Origin of the sequence: Streptomyces sp. ID05-39B (assembly GCF_033794725.1) — a bacterium.
GTDB classification, from domain to species: domain Bacteria; phylum Actinomycetota; class Actinomycetes; order Streptomycetales; family Streptomycetaceae; genus Streptomyces; species Streptomyces bobili.
Window position 1 is genome coordinate 1 of record NZ_JARGEF010000206.1, and the last position, 14,744, is coordinate 14,744.

The following is a 14,744-nucleotide window of genomic DNA, read 5'->3' on the forward strand; positions in this document are numbered from 1 at the left end:
CCGCTCCACCGGACAGCTCATGCAGCGCGGTCCGCCCCTCCCCCGGCCCAGCTCACTGCCCGGGATCTCTATGACCTCGATGCCCTGCTTGCGCAGATGGGTATTGGTGGTGGCGTTGCGTTCGTAGGCGACGACGACGCCCGGCTCGACCGCCAGGACGTTGCAGCCGTCGTCCCACTGCTCGCGCTCGGCGGCGTGCACGTCCTGGGTGGCGGTCAGCACGCGGATCTCGCTGAGGCCGAGGGCTGCGGCGATCGCGCGGTGCATGTGCTCCGGCGGGTGGTCGGTGACCTTGAGTTCCTTCTCGCCGACGCCGGGTTCGATGGTGTATGAGCGGAGCATGCCGAGGCCCGCGTACTGGGTGAAGACGTCGCCGTCGACCATCGTCATCACGGTGTCGAGGTGCATGAAGGCGCGCCGCTTCGGCATGTCGAGGGCGACGATCGTGGTGGCCGAGCCCGCCGCGAACAGCTTGTGGGCGAGCATCTCGACGGCCTGGGGCGTGGTGCGCTCGCTCATGCCGATGAGGACGGCGCCGTTGCCGATGACGAGGACGTCCCCGCCCTCGATGGTGGACGGGTAGTCGGCCTGGCCCTCCGACCAGAGGTGGAACGTTTCCGCACGGAAGAGGGGGTGGTGGCGGTAGATCGCCTCGAAGTGCACGGTCTCGCGCTGCCGGGCCGGCCAGCGCATCGCGTTGATGGAGACGCCGTCGTAGATCCAGGCGGAGGTGTCGCGGGTGAAGAGGTGGTTGGGGAGGGGGCCGAGCAGGAAGTCGTCCAGTTCCATGACATGGAAGCGCACGGAGGTCGGCTCCGGGTGCGCGTCGAGGAACTCCCTCTTGGTCATGCCGCCGACGAGGACCTCGGCCAGTTCGGGTGCGGGCAGGTTCTGGAAGGCGGCGCGGAGGTGGTCGGTGGCGAGGACGCCGTACTCCTTCTCGTCGAAGACCCGGTCCAGGACGAGCGCGCGGGCCGCCGGGATCTCCAGGGCCTCGGTGAGCAGGTCGCCGAAGAGGTGGACGGCGATACCGCGGTCGCGCAGGACGTCCGCGAAGCCGTCGTGCTCGGCGCGCGCCCGGCGCACCCAGAGCAGGTCGTCGAAGAGGAGGGCGTCCTTGTTGCTGGGGGTGAGCCTTTTGAGCTCGAGATCCGGCCGGTGCAGGATGACGCGGCGCAGCCGCCCGGCCTCGGAGTCGACGTGGAATCCCATGCCTCCATCCTGACCATCGGAACCCGCCTTCACCCGCTCCTGGCCGGATTCCGCCCGACCTTGTTCTCGTCCTCTTGACGACAAGCGGATCTCTCCATTATCGTCTCAGTGACGACAATGGTTCGAAACGAGGGGGACCCCGTGGCCGACATCACCCGGCGCCTGGGCTGGCGCCACCTGCGGGGCGCCCCGACGGCACACATCCGCCACCACCGCTCCGGCACCCTGGTGCACGACGGTCCCGGACTCAGCTTCTGGTTCCGCTCGCTGACCGCCGCGCTCTCCGAGGTCCCGGTGGACGACCGCGAGCTGGCCATGACCTTCCACGCCCGTACAGCCGACTTCCAGGACGTCGCCGTACAGGCGACCGTGACCTACCGGGTCAGCGACCCCGCCGTCGCCGCCGCCCGCCTCGACTTCTCCATCGACCCGGACACCGGCGCCTGGCGCGGCGCCCCCCTGGAGCAGCTCGGCACCCTGCTGACCGAGACGGCCCAGCAGCACGCACTCGACGTGCTCGCCCGTACGCCACTGGCGGAGGCGCTGGTCGACGGGGTGACGTCGGTGCGCGAACGGGTCGCGGCCGGACTGGCGGCCGAACCCCGGCTGCCCGCCACCGGCATCGAGATCGTCGCCGTACGCGTGGTGGCGCTGCGGCCGGAGCCCGAGGTGGAGCGGGCCCTGCGCACCCCGGCGCGCGAACAGATCCAGCAGGAGGCCGACCGGGCGACGTACGAGCGGCGGGCGGTGGCCGTCGAGCGGGAGCGGACGATCGCCGAGAACGAACTCGCCAGCAAGATCGAACTCGCCCGGCGCGAGGAACAGCTCGTCGACCAGCGCGGTACGAACGCCCGCCGCGAGGCCGAGGAGAACGCGGCGGCCGACAAGGTCCGCGCCGAGGCGGAGGCCACCCGGACGGTCCGGCTCGCCCGCGCCGAGGCGGAGGCCGCACGCGAGGTGGGCGAGGCGCGGGCGGAGGCCCAGGCGGCCTGGCTCCGGGTGCACGCGGACGTCGACGTGAGGACCCTGCACGCCCTCACCGGCACCCGGCTCGCGGAGAACCTGCCGCGCATCGACAGCCTGACCGTCTCCCCGGACGTGCTGACCGGGCTGCTGGCCAAGCTGGGAGCCTCGCAGTGAGTCTCGCCCCGCGGGCCGTGCTGGTCCACCGCACCACGGAGTACGAGGAGTTGGTGGCCCGGCACGGCACGCACGGCCAGGCCGCCTTCTTCCTCTCCTCGCGGGGCCGCGACATCGAGGAGATCGCCGAACGCCACCGCCGCACCCGGCGCGCACTGGCCGAGGTGACGGCGGCCGTCCCGCTGACCTGGCGTCAGACACGCGTGGAGCGACGGGACCTGGACCGGTTCCTGTTCGGACCCGAGGACGTGGTGGTCGTGGTCGGCCAGGACGGGCTGGTGGCCAACGTCGCCAAGTACCTCGCCGGGCAGCCGGTGGTGGGCATCGACACGGACCCCGGCCGCAACCCGGGCGTCCTGGTCCGCCACCGGCCCGCGGACGCCGCAGCGCTGCTCGCCGCCACCGCGGGCGTCGAGGAACTGACCATGGTGGAGGCCGTCGCCGACGACACCCAGCGGCTGGTCGCCCTCAACGAGATCTACCTCGGCGCGGCCGGCCACCAGACCGCCCGGTACCGCCTGGGCCTCGACGGCGACGGGGGTGCCGCCGAGGCCCAGGCCTCCTCCGGAGTGCTGGTCGGCACCGGCACGGGGGCCACCGGCTGGATCCGCTCGGTGTGGCAGGAGCGGGGCGGAGGGCTACGGCTGCCGGGGCCCACGGAGGAGCGGCTCCTGTGGTACGTCCGGGAGGCGTGGCCCTCGCCCGCGACCGGGACGTCTCTGGTCGCGGGGGAACTCTCGTCGGCGGGGCGGCTGACGCTGACCGTCGAGTCGGAGCGGCTGATCGCCTTCGGGGACGGGATCGAGAGCGACGCGGTGGCACTGACGTGGGGTCAGCGGGTGACGGTGGGGGTGTGCGGGGAGCGGCTGCGGCTGGTGGTGGGCTGAGGCGGGGGTCTTCTCGCCCCCGCCGTCCCGTCCCGGGGGCCAGCCCCCGAACCCCCGCTCCTCAAACGCCGGAGGGGCTGAGTTTCACAGCCGTGGGTCCACCGGCTCCGACTCCAGCGCCAGCACGCCGAACACCGCCTCGTGGACGCGCCACAGGGGCTCGCCCTCCGCCAGCCGGTCCAGGGCCTCCAGGCCGAGGGCGTACTCGCGGATCGCCAGGGAGCGCTTGTGGTTGAGGAAGCGCTGCCGCAGCCGGGCGAGGTTGTCGGGGCGGGTGTACTCCGGGCCGTAGATGATCCGCAGGTACTCGCGTCCCCGGCACTTGATGCCCGGCTGGACCAGGCGGCCCGCCTCGCTGCGGACCACCGCCTCCATCGGCTTGACGACCATGCCCTCGCCGCCGCGGCCCGTCATCTCCAGCCACCAGTCGACGCCGGCCCGCACCGACTCGGGGTCGGCCGTGTCGACGTACAGGCGTCGGGTGGTGTGCAGGAGACCCGTGCCGTCGTGCTCCACGAGCCGGTCCAGCAGGGCCAGCTGATCGTCGTGGGGCAGGGCCGCGAGGCTGCGGCCCTGGACGGCGAGGATCTGGAACGGTGCCAGGCGGACGCCGTCCAGGCCGTCCGTGGTCCAGCAGTAGCGGCGGTACGCCTCGGTGAACGCCGCCGCGTCCGAGGCACGTTCGCGCTGCCGGGACAGCAGCTCCGACACGTCGACGCCGCGCGCGGCAGCCCCCTCCAGGGCCGCCAGGGCGCCGGGGAAGACCGCGCCGGACGCGGCTCCGACGGCCGCGTACTGCGAGCGCAGCAGCCCGGCCGCCTTCAGCGACCACGGCATCAGCTCCGCGTCCAGCAGCAGCCAGTCGGTGTCGAGTTCGTCCCAGAGGCCGGCCTCGCCGATCGCCGCGCGGACCCGGCCGAGGATCTCCTCGGTGACCGCGACGTCGTCGAAGAACGGCCGCCCGGTGCGCGTGTAGAGCGAGCCGGTCGGCCCCTCCACCCCGAACCGCTTGCGTGCCGTCTCCGCGTCCCGGCACACCAGGGCCACGGCCCGCGAGCCCATGTGCTTCTCCTCGCACACGACCCGCGCGACACCGTCCTCGGCGTACTGCGCGAACGCCTCCGCCGGGTGCTCCAGGTACCCCTCGACCCGGCTGGTCGCCGTCGGCGCCATGGTCGGCGGCAGGTACGGCAGCAGGCGCGGGTCGACGGCGAAGCGGCTCATGACCTCCAGGGCCGCCGCCGCGTTCTCCTCCCGCACCGACACCCGTCCCGCGTGCCGGGTCTCCACCACCCGCCGGCCGTGCACGTCCTTCAGGTCCAGCGGCCGGCCGTCGTGCCCGCCCGGCGCCTCCGCCCGCAGCGGCTTCACCGGCTCGTACCAGACCCGCTCGGCCGGTACGTCGACCAGTTCGCGCTCCGGCCAGCGCAGCGCGGTCAGCTTGCCGCCGAACACGGCGCCGGTGTCCAGGCAGATGGTGTTGTTGAGCCAGCTCGCCTCGGGGACCGGGGTGTGGCCGTAGACGACGGCGGCCCGGCCCCGGTAGTCCTCCGCCCACGGGTAGCGCACCGGCAGGCCGAACTCGTCGGTCTCGCCGGTGGTGTCGCCGTACAGGGCGTGCGAGCGGACCCGGCCCGAGGTACGCCCGTGATACTTCTCCGGCAGGCCGGCGTGGCAGACCACCAGCCTGCCGCCGTCGAGGACGTAGTGACTGACGAGGCCGTCGAGGAACTCGCGGACCTCGGCGCGGAACTCCTCGCTCTCGGCCTCCATCTGCTCGATGGTCTCGGCGAGTCCGTGGGTGTGCTGGACCTTGCGGCCGCGCAGAAAGCGGCCGTACTTGTTCTCGTGGTTGCCGGGCACGCACAGCGCGTTGCCCGACCTGACCATGGCCATCACGCGGCGCAGCACGCCGGGGCTGTCGGGGCCGCGGTCGACGAGGTCGCCGACGAAGACGGCCTGGCGGCCCTCCGGGTGGACGCCGTCGACGTAGCCCAGCTTGCCGAGCAGGACCTCCAGTTCAAAGGCGCAGCCGTGGATGTCGCCGACGATGTCGAAGGGGCCGGTGAGGTGGGTCAGGTCGTTGAAGCGCTTCTCGGTGACGACCGTGGCGCCCTCGATGTCCTCCACGCCCCGCAGGATGTGCACCTTGCGAAACCCCTCGCGCTCCAACTGCCTTATGGAGCGGCGCAGTTCGCGGATGTGCCGCTGGATGACCCGGCGGGGCATGCCGGCCCGGTCGGCGCGGGCCGCGTTGCGCTCGGCGCACACCTCCTCCGGCACGTCCAGCACGATGGCGATGGGCAGTACGTCGTACTGCCGGGCCAGGTCGATCAGCCGGCGCCGGGAGTCCTGCTGCACGCTGGTCGCGTCGACGACGGTGCGCCGGCCGGCCGCGAGGCGCTTGCCCGCGATGTAGTGCAGGACGTCGAAGGCGTCCCGCGAGGCGCTCTGGTCGTTCTCGTCGTCGGCGACCAGGCCGCGGCAGAAGTCGGAGGAGATGACCTCGGTGGGCTTGAAGTGCCGCCTGGCGAAGGTGGACTTGCCCGACCCTGAGGCGCCGACCAGCACGACGAGGGAGAGGTCGGTGACGGGCAGCGTGCGGCCACGCTTGGGGGTTTCGGATACCTGGGTGTCGCTCATGCTGCCTTCGCCTCCTTCTCGTTCGGGGTGGCCGGGGTCGGCGTCGCGGTCGGGGTCGGGGTGGTTGTGGTCGGGGAAGCCGTGTCCACGGAGGCTGTGCCCATGGAGAAGACGGCCATCTGGGTCGGGGGTCCGACCTCGGGGTCGTCCGGGCCGACGGGCACGAAGTCCACCTCGTAGCCGTGCCGTCCGGCGACCTCGGTGGCCCAGGTGCGGAACTGCGCGCGCGTCCACTCGAAGCGGTGGTCGCCGTGCCGGACGTGGCCGGCCGGGAGGGTCTCCCAGCGGACGTTGTACTCGACGTTCGGGGTGGTCACCAGAACCGTGCGGGGCCGGGCCGAGCCGAACACCGCGTACTCCAGGGCGGGCAGCCGCGGCAGGTCGAGGTGCTCGATCACCTCGCTGAGCACGGCCGCGTCATAGCCCTTGAGCCGGGAGTCGGTGTAGGCGAGCGAGCCCTGGAACAGGGTGACGCGGGAGGCCTGCCGCTCGCCCATGCGGTCCAGCTTGAGCCGCCGGGAGGCGATGGTCAGGGCACGCATCGACACGTCGACGCCGACGATCTCGGTGAACCGCGGGTCCTTCAGCAGTGCCTGCACCAACTGGCCCTGGCCGCAGCCGAGGTCGAGGACGCGGGCGGCACCGGACTCGCCGAGCGCGGCCATGATGGCGTCCCGGCGCTGCACGGCGAGCGGGGTCGGCTTCTCCTCGGTCTCCGCCTCCGCCTCGACCGCGTTGTCGATCTCCTCGACCGCGCTGTCGTCGGTCTCGGCGAGCCGCACCAGCTCCAGGCGCTCCATCGCCTGCCGGGTCAGCGACCAGCGGCGCGACAGGAACCGGCTGGTGATCAGCTTCTGTTCGGGGTGGCCGGGCAGCCAGCCGTCCCCGGCGCGCAGCAGCTTGTCGACCTCGTCGGGGGCGACCCAGTAGTGCTTGGCGTCGTCGAGGACGGGCAGCAGCACGTACAGGTGCCGCAGTGCCTCGGCGAGCGTCAGCGTCTGGGACTCCAGCAGGAGACGCACGTACCGGGAGTCGCCCCAGGCGGGGAACTCCGTGTCCAGCGGGACCGGTTCGGCGCTCACCGTCCAGCCGAGCGGCTCGAACAGAGCCCGTACGAGGTCGGAGCCGCCGCGCGCGGGCAGCGCGGGCACCTCGATGCGCAACGGGCGTGCCTGCGCGGGCAGTTCGGGCTTCGCCGTGCAGACGCCGCGCATGGCGCTGGAGAAGACGGCGCTCAGTGCGACCGCGAGCAGCGAAGAGGCCGCGTACGGGCGGTCGTTGACGTACTGCGCGAGGGCCGCGTCAGGCGCGCCACCGCGGCCCTTGCCCTTGCCCCGGCGGACCAGCGCCACGGCATCGACCTCCAGCAGCAGCGCCGCCGTGCAGCGTTCGGCGTCGGCCTCTGGGTAGAGGACGTGCGCCTTGCCGTAGGAGGTGGAGAACGCCTGCGATTTCTCGGGATGCTTGTGGAGCAGGAAGCCGAGGTCGGTGGCGGGGCGTTCGCGGGTGCCGGTGGTGGTGATCGTCAGGAACACGGTGGTTGCCTCGAAAGGGTTCGGAAGGAGCGAAAGCGCTGGTAGTGCGCCTGCGCGCCCCTCCAACGTACAGACAGGGGCGCACCGGCACCCAGGATTTTCCCCGGACTACTCCGCCGCCCTCTTCCACGGCCGGACGCCGAGCTTGCCGGTCGTGCCGAGGTCCAGTCCCGGCGTCACGACGACCGGGTCGGCGCCCTCCTTCGCCCGAACTCGGACATAGGGGACGTTCACCGGCGTCCCCAACTCGGTGGTGTTGCGCCACACCAGGCTCGCGAGCGCCGTCTCGCCCGGCTTCAGGGTGACGGGCTCGGGCGCCTCGTCGGGCCCCGCCCCGGTGGTGATCTCGCCGCTGCCCTTGAGGATCTCGACGCCGTCGACCGGCTCGCGGTTGTCGTCGAGCAGCTCCAGGAGCGGGTAGCCGTGGACGGAGTAGTCGCGCGTTCCGCAGTTCTGCAGGTGCAGTCCCACGACACGCAGGCCCATCGCGGCGTCGCCCTGGTCGGCGAAGACGCGGACACCGGAGGCCGGGCAGTCGCCCGTCTCGGCCGGCGCCTCGTCCGCGGGCACCTTGGTGACATCGGAGACCGCGGCCCGCGTGACCGATGACGATCCCGGCGTCACCCCCTCGAGACGGACGGTGCCACGGACGGTCTTCCCCGCTCCGACCGCGGGCACGGTCTCACGCTTGTTCGCCATGACCTCACCGGCACCGTTGGTGAAGTTGACGATGATCGTGTACGTCATCGCCTCGGTGCCCTGGTTGGTGACCTCGTAGGCGGCGGAGATGCCGGAGACGGAGGGCAGCCGGTCGGCGGTGACCGAGAGGCTGCGCTCGGGAGACGGGGAGGGCGACGGGATGGTCACCGAGATGATCCGGACGCCGTCGATGCCGGGGTCGTTCACCTGGGTCGCGGGGGACGGCGTCCCCGCGCCGGGGCCACCGGCCGCGGTGTCGGCACGTTCGGTGCCGCACGCCGAGAGCAACAGGGCGGCGGCGAGGGCCGGAAGGAGGAGGGGGGCGGGTCTGCGCATCCCGTCACCTCATCAGGGGGCCGCCCCGGCGACTGTGGTGGAGGCCATAATTCCGGTCACAGGGCTGTCACAGGTGCCCGCGATCGCTTGCGGTGGCTCACCTTCGCGTCCCGGCGCAACGGACATCGTTGTCCGGTGCGCCGGGACCCGCGCGCCGTGTGCGGTGAGCCGTGCGGCTCACGGGCGTCGTCTACGGCAGCTGCGACTGCACCTGGGCGGAGATGAGTTCCAGGTGGTCCAGGTCGTGCAGGTCGAGGACCTGGAGGTAGAAACGGGTGGAGCCGGCCTCGGCGTAGCGGCCGATCTTCTCGACGACCTCGGCCGGGGTGCCCGCCAGGCCGTTCTCCTTCAGCTCGTCGACCTCGCGGCCGATCGACGCGGCCCGGCGGGCGACCTCCTGGTCGTCCTTGCCGACGCAGACCACGAGGGCGCTGGAGCAGGTGAGGGCGTCGGCGGCGCGTCCGGCCTTCTCGGCGGCGGCACGGACCCGGCCGAACTGCCGCTCGGTGTCCTCCACCGAGCTGAACGGCATGTTGAACTCGTCGGCGTAGCGGGCGGCCAGCCGGGGCGTACGGCTAGCGCCGTGACCGCCGATGAGTACGGGGATCTTCGCCTGGGCGGGCTTGGGCAGGCCGGGCGAGTCCTTGAGCTGGTAGTGCTCGCCGTCGAAGTCGAAGGTCTTGCCGGCGTCGGTGGCCCACAGTCCGGTGACGATCTCCAGCTGCTCCTCCAGGCGGCCGAACTTCTCCTTCGGGAAGGGGATGCCGTACGCCGCGTGCTCCTCGGCGAACCAGCCCGCGCCCAGGCCGAGTTCGACGCGTCCGCCGGACATCTGGTCGACCTGGGCGACCTGGATGGCGAGCACGCCGGGCAGCCGGAAGGTGGCGGCGGTCATGAGCGTGCCGAGGCGGATGCGCTTGGTCTCCCGGGCCAGTCCGGCGAGGGTGATCCAGGCGTCGGTGGGGCCGGGCAGGCCGTCCGAGTCACCCATCGCCAGGTAATGATCCGAGCGGAAGAAGGCATCGAAGCCAAGGGCTTCGGTGGCCTTGGCCACCGTGAGGAGGGTGTCGTAGGTGGCGCCCTGCTGGGGTTCGGTGAAGATGCGGAGATCCATGTCTCCATCCTGCACGAGCGGGCTCACCCTTCCCGCAACACCCCTTCCCGTGCCGCCAGCTTGCGCAGCATCTCCAGGACCCGGTCCCTGGACTCGTCCGCCGCGTCGATGGCTTCCATGCACTGCCAGTACGTCCCCTCGTCGGCCGCCGAGCTGGCGACTCCGACGAGGGCGATGCCGACCTCGCCGAGCAGGTCGGCCAGGCGCAGGAGGGCCTCGCGGGCGTCGTCCAGCTTGGTGAGCCGGGCGGCGAGCAGGTCCCCGGTGTCGAGGTCCGGGGTGTCCAGCACTCCGCAGCCCCGGCCGGCCAGCTCGGTCAGGCCCAGTGCCTCGCCGCGCAGTTCGGGCGGGCCCGAGACCGCGAGGCGACTGCCGATCGCCTGGGCCAGGGCCTGCGCCTGCCACACCTCGGTCAGGGTCCGTCTCCCGTCGGCACTGCTCGCGAGAGCCCGGCTACTCGTCAGGATGAGCCGCACCGCGTCCATGGGGTGCCCCCGTCTGTCCCGACGTGCTCCGCGCACGTCCACGTCACTTCTTCACTACCTAGAGTGAAGGTCTGTGGGGCGAAAAGCCAGAGGAAGACGGAAATCTGTGGACAACAAATCGGTTTCGGACGGCCGAACGATTACATGGAGTGATAGCGGAGCTGTTGGTTCCCTCGATGCCGACGACGACCGGCTCCACGCCCCGGTCAAGGCGCCGGAAATCGCCGCTCATTGCGGTCGATCTTGGCGTCCAGTGCCGCCAGCGGGTCGATGCCGAGCACCTCGCAGAGCTGCAGCAGATAGGCGAGCACGTCGGCGACCTCGTCGGTCACCCGGTGCGCGCTGTCCGGGTCGTCCATCACGCGCGTCGACTCCTCCGGCGTCAACCACTGGAAGATCTCCACCAGTTCGGAGGCCTCCACACTGAGCGCGGAGACGAGGTTCTTGGGGGTGTGGTAGGGCTGCCAGTTCCGGGCGGCCGCGAACTCGGCCAGCCTGCGCTGGAGCTTCGCCACGTCGAGAGGTTCGGTCACGGCTCCAGGTGTACCACCGTGACCCCGGCCGCCCCCGCGGCCCAGGAGGCGTCGCTCACCGCACCCACACAGCGGATGTGGCCCCGCTCGCTCATCCGGACGGCCAGCCGCAGCAGTTCGCGGCGCTGGCGCGGGTCCAGGTCCCGGTCGAAGCCGTCGGCGAGCACGGTGAGGGCGCGCATCGCGTCCGGCACCTCGCCGGGCGGGTCCACGTCCAGGACACCGGGGCCGGTCAGCAGGACCAGGGTGAGGGCGAGGTGGCGCAGCTCGCCGTCGCCGAGGCGGGCCAGTTCGGTACGCGGCCCCGCGCCCCGGTCTAGCAGGGCACGGACGGTCCCGTCGCCGAGGGGCTCGGCGAGTACGTCGGTCACCGGCCCCGCGCAGCCTGCCCGTACGGCGGCGACGAGCTGCGCGTGCCGCCGTACGCACTCCTCGCGGGTGCGCCACAGGACGTCGGCGAGGTTGTCGCAGCCGCCCAGCAGGTGCCCCGAACCCGTGCGGGCGGGGGCGCGCATCCGGTCGGGCCGAGGGTCGCAGGCGAAGACGGAACGCAGCGCGACCACCATCTGTTCGGCGGCGGCGAGCACCTGGCGCTGTCCGTCGGTCCTGCCGGCCACGCGCAGCGGCAGCAGGGCGGTGGCGAGGCGGTCGTCGGGCAGCGGGGCACGGGTGACCGACGAGGAGCCCGCGGTGTGCCAGGCGGCCTGCACCGTGCCCCGGCCCGGGTCGCGCAGCGCGGTCTCCATCAGCACCAGCCCGCCCGCGCTCAGTCGCTCCCCCACGATCCGCAGCGCCGGTTCGGCCTGCACGGCGACGTCGAGCCGGACCTGCCCCTCGGGTCCGTCGGCCGTGCATCCGATGCGGAACCCGCGCCGTTGCTGGGCGTCGGGCCGCGACCGTTCCGGTACGCAGGCGACCGGGTCCGGGAACACCTCCCAGACCGCGTGGCCGCCCGCGAGCCGGGCCAGCGCCTCGTACGCCCGCAGGGCACTCGTCTTCCCGCTGCCGCTGGGCCCGGCGAAGAGGGTGACCGCACCGAGCGGATGGACGGCCCGCCGATGCCGGGCGAAGGCGGAGAGCCGCAGCTCGGTGAGACCTGGACGGGCGGGGCGGGATGGCTGCCCGACGGGAGGGACGGACCCGGCGGCGGCGCGGGTGGACTGCCCGGCGGGAGGAAGAGGCCCGGCGACGGGCGTAGGCCCGACGGAAGGCAGGGGAACGGAGGAGGGCGAGGACACGGAGGATGTCAGCGGCAGGGCCATATGCGGACCGTAGGACTCCGCCGGACTGGCGAACCGTTCCGCCCCCGTGAGCTTCCTACGAACGGGCGACGGCGCCCGCGGGGCGGCCCCGGTGAGTCTCCGTCACCGCCCTACGCGCCGACTCACACCCCCGCGCCCTCCATGAGCCCGCTCACCTCGGTGCCCGGCGGGGTCAGCAGGAACACGTTGCGGTCGACCCGGTGCATCCCGCTGGCGAGGCCGAAGACCACGCCGGTGGAGAAGTCCAGGACGCGCTTGGCGACGTCCGTCTCCGCGCTGCTCAGGTCGAGCAGCACCGGGATGCCCGCCATCAGCGTCTCGGCGACCTCGCGGGCGTCGGCGAAGACATTGACCCGCAGGACGACGAAACGCCGCCGGGTCTCCGTCTCCGCGTCCGGCAGCGAGCGGTGGCTCACCGCCGACGGCCAGGCGTCCCGGCCGCGCAACGGAACGACCTGAGCGAGCCCTTCCCACTGTTCATCGGTGACGTCGTAACGGTTCACCGGCACCCCCCGAACTGACTCGCTTTCACTGCCTGCACCAGCCATTCTTACGCCAAGTCACCCGTTCGGCCCAACAGCGACACGGTCCGCGACAGCCTCGGGAGCAACCGGGCGGCTCCTCACCCACCTCACTCCGCGGTCCTCCCCTCCGCGGCCACCCGGCTCACCGGCCCCGATTACCGTCCGGTGCCGTGCACTTGGCAGGAGCCGCGCCGGTGACACCTGCGCGGCGGACCCGGCCGGCCGGGTCGTCCGCTCTCTCCGAGATTCGGTGGATTCCGTGGCTCTGGCGCGGGCTCTGGCGACCGGCGCGCTCGTCACCGGAGTGGTCCGCAGTGGTCGTGCCGTGGGCGGCTGCCGGTGCTGTGGTGGCCGACGGCGACCGGTGATGGTGGTGCGCCGACGGCGATCCGGCGGAGCGGGCGGCTGCGCCCGGAGGGGGTGGCGGGCGAGCGGCCGGCGCACCGGATATGGCGCCGGCCGGGTGCCTGGGCGCGCGCCTGCGCCGGCGACGACTCCCCTGGTTCTCCGCCCGGTTCCTGCCGACCGGCCTTCGCGCGGCGCGCCGGGGCGCCCTGGGCCCGCGAGGCGCGGCAGCAGGCGCGCCCTGTTCCTGGCCGCCGGGGGTGCCACCGCCCTGGGCGCTGTTGGCGAATCCCCGCGGCGGACGCTATTGGCAGATTCGGGCCGGCGAACTGCCGGTTCTACGGCGTTTCTCTGGCCTCAATCTGCCAATTGCTCGGCCTGAGGGGATGCGCCGACAGCGTCCACCCCGGCAGCGGCCCCCTCGGCGCACCGGCCTGAGAGCGCGCGGCGTCCCGCCCTGCCGGCGACGGCCGTACGAGCGTCTCCCCGCACGCCACGAACTGCACGCCGCCGACCGGTGCCGCCGACCGGCGCTACGGGCCTTCGCGCTGCGGGCCTTCGCGTCGCGGGCCTCGCCTCGACACCGCGGACGCCGTCGAGCACGGCCGTGGGCGACACGCCCGTGGGCAGCGCCGTATCGGCTGAGGCGTCAGCCGGTCGTGCGGGTGAAGCGGAGGGACATGGCGACCGTGGTCAGGCCGCGGATCATGCCCATCTGGTTCCAGCCCATGCCGAACTCGTCGCGGTCCACGGTGAATTCGCCGTCCAGCGTGAGCGCGTCGGCGTCGGTGCCCACCAGGTGCGCCGTGAAGGAGAGCGGCCTGCTGATGCCCCGCACGGTCAGCTGGCCGACGACGTGTACGGCGTCGCCGTCGCGGAGTTCCGCGCTGCGGGCGGCGAAGGTGATCTGGGGGTGGTGGTCGGCGTCGAAGAAGTCGGCACCGCGCAGATGCGTGTCCCGCTTGGCGTTCTTGGTGTCCAGGGAGGCCACGTCGATCGTGACGGTGCCGACGGCGGACCCGTCCGAGCGGACCTCGCCCTGGCCGGCCACGGCGGTGAAGGTGCCCTTGACCGTGACCAGGTTCCACATCGTCTTGTGCCGGAGCGCGACGGTGGAGGCCCCCGCGTCGAGCTGCCACAGTCCGGTTTCCACGGCGACGGTCATGGTGTTCTCCTGCTGTCGATTGCTGACGTTGTCGTCATTGCTGCCAGTGCGCGCGGTGATCCAAATTTGGATGACCACCGACTCGACGGTAGCGGGTCATCCAAATCTGAACAACCCCGCTCGCGTTTCTTCTCCAAATTTGGACGACAGGTACACTCAAAACATGGCCGAGCCCGAGGAGAAGAGCACTGACCTGCCGGAATGCCCGTCCGCACGGGGCACCGGCCTGCTGCCTCAGGAGTTGCGGGGCTGGATGGTGATGCTCGCCGCGGTGGGCGCGGTGGAGCAGCGCCTGCGGTCGGTCCTGAAGGAACGGCTCGATGTCTCGCACGACGAGTTCCTCGTGCTGTGCCTGCTGGCGGAGCAGCCCGAGGAGGGGCTGCGGATGACCCGTGTCGCGGAGTTGCTGGGCCGCCCGAAGACCCGGCTCACCTACCAGGTCGCCTGCCTCCAGCACGCCGGCCTCGTCACCCGTAGATCGGTCTGCGGCGACAAGCGGGGCGTGGAGGTGGCCCTCACCGACAAGGCCCGCCTGCTGCTCCACGAGACGTCCGACGCCTTGACGGAGACGGTCTCCGAGGCGCTCGCGCATGTCATCGGCCCTGAGCAGCGCGAGGCGATGTACGGCCTGCTGCCGGGGCTGGACGCGGCGGCGGGGGCGACGGCGAGGAAGACTGCCGGAACAGCGGCGGAGACGGTCCCGGCCGACGCGCCGGGGGCCGCGGGGGCCACGGAGGCCGTACCGGACACGGCGGCGCAGGCCGGAAGGGACGAGACACCCGAGGACGCCGTCCGGGCCCGCGCGGGCGACTGACCGCCGACGAGCACCGAGTCGCCCCACGTCCGCCGCCCCCCGCCCTCCCC

At 72.4% G+C, this 14,744-nt stretch carries 12 protein-coding genes and 1 pseudogene; 3 read left to right on the forward strand and 10 right to left on the reverse strand.

What is annotated here, in order from left to right:
- The coding region (locus P1P75_RS31645) for an arginine deiminase (RefSeq protein WP_319262046.1) at positions 1–1,212 on the reverse strand (1,212 nt) is incomplete at its 3' end.
- A gap of 141 nt (positions 1,213–1,353) precedes the next feature.
- On the opposite strand from P1P75_RS31645, the gene P1P75_RS31650 reads away from it, so the two are divergent.
- A complete protein-coding gene (locus P1P75_RS31650; RefSeq protein ID WP_319262050.1) occupies positions 1,354–2,352 on the forward strand; it encodes an SPFH domain-containing protein in 999 nt (332 codons plus the stop codon).
- A complete protein-coding gene (locus P1P75_RS31655; protein ID WP_319262051.1) occupies positions 2,349–3,239 on the forward strand; it encodes a hypothetical protein in 891 nt (296 codons plus the stop codon). Before P1P75_RS31650 ends, P1P75_RS31655 begins: the two co-directional genes overlap by 4 nt.
- Positions 3,240–3,323: 84 nt before the next feature.
- On the opposite strand, the gene P1P75_RS31660 is transcribed toward P1P75_RS31655, so the two are convergent.
- The 9 genes from P1P75_RS31660 to P1P75_RS31700 form a co-directional block, all read right to left on the reverse strand.
- Complete coding sequence (locus P1P75_RS31660; RefSeq protein ID WP_319262054.1) at positions 3,324–5,882, reverse strand: polynucleotide kinase-phosphatase; 2,559 nt, start codon at positions 5,880–5,882, stop codon at positions 3,324–3,326.
- Positions 5,879–7,417, reverse strand: coding sequence for a 3' terminal RNA ribose 2'-O-methyltransferase Hen1 (locus P1P75_RS31665; protein WP_319262056.1), 1,539 nt, complete (start codon positions 7,415–7,417; stop codon positions 5,879–5,881). The genes P1P75_RS31660 and P1P75_RS31665 overlap by 4 nt, the downstream gene beginning before the upstream one ends.
- Positions 7,418–7,525: 108 nt before the next feature.
- Entirely contained in the window at positions 7,526–8,452 is a 927-nt protein-coding gene (locus P1P75_RS31670) for a DUF4232 domain-containing protein (protein ID WP_319262059.1), read from the reverse strand.
- A 190-nt stretch (positions 8,453–8,642) separates the two neighbouring features.
- Complete coding sequence (locus P1P75_RS31675) at positions 8,643–9,566, reverse strand: LLM class F420-dependent oxidoreductase (protein ID WP_319262063.1); 924 nt, start codon at positions 9,564–9,566, stop codon at positions 8,643–8,645.
- Positions 9,567–9,589: 23 nt separating this feature from the next.
- Complete coding sequence (locus P1P75_RS31680) at positions 9,590–10,051, reverse strand: DUF6099 family protein (RefSeq protein ID WP_319262065.1); 462 nt, start codon at positions 10,049–10,051, stop codon at positions 9,590–9,592.
- 206 nt (positions 10,052–10,257) lie between these two features.
- Positions 10,258–10,584, reverse strand: a complete 327-nt coding sequence (locus P1P75_RS31685; RefSeq protein ID WP_086772155.1) for a nucleotide pyrophosphohydrolase — start codon at positions 10,582–10,584, stop codon at positions 10,258–10,260.
- Positions 10,581–11,846: an ATP-binding protein gene (locus tag P1P75_RS31690; RefSeq protein ID WP_319262067.1), complete on the reverse strand. Its 1,266-nt coding sequence runs from the start codon at positions 11,844–11,846 to the stop codon at positions 10,581–10,583. The genes P1P75_RS31685 and P1P75_RS31690 overlap by 4 nt, the downstream gene beginning before the upstream one ends.
- A gap of 122 nt (positions 11,847–11,968) precedes the next feature.
- The gene (locus tag P1P75_RS31695) at positions 11,969–12,349 is read right to left on the reverse strand and encodes a cell division protein SepF (protein ID WP_229894389.1); all 381 of its coding nucleotides are present in this window, start codon (positions 12,347–12,349) and stop codon (positions 11,969–11,971) included.
- Positions 12,350–13,364: 1,015 nt separating this feature from the next.
- On the reverse strand, positions 13,365–13,880 hold the full coding sequence (locus tag P1P75_RS31700) for a YceI family protein (protein ID WP_319262071.1): 516 nt from the start codon (positions 13,878–13,880) through the stop codon (positions 13,365–13,367).
- Between the two features lie 163 nt (positions 13,881–14,043).
- On the opposite strand from P1P75_RS31700, the pseudogene P1P75_RS31705 reads away from it, so the two are divergent.
- A pseudogene (locus P1P75_RS31705) lies at positions 14,044–14,523 on the forward strand (MarR family winged helix-turn-helix transcriptional regulator); the annotation flags it as partial.
- Positions 14,524–14,744 lie beyond the last annotated feature (221 nt).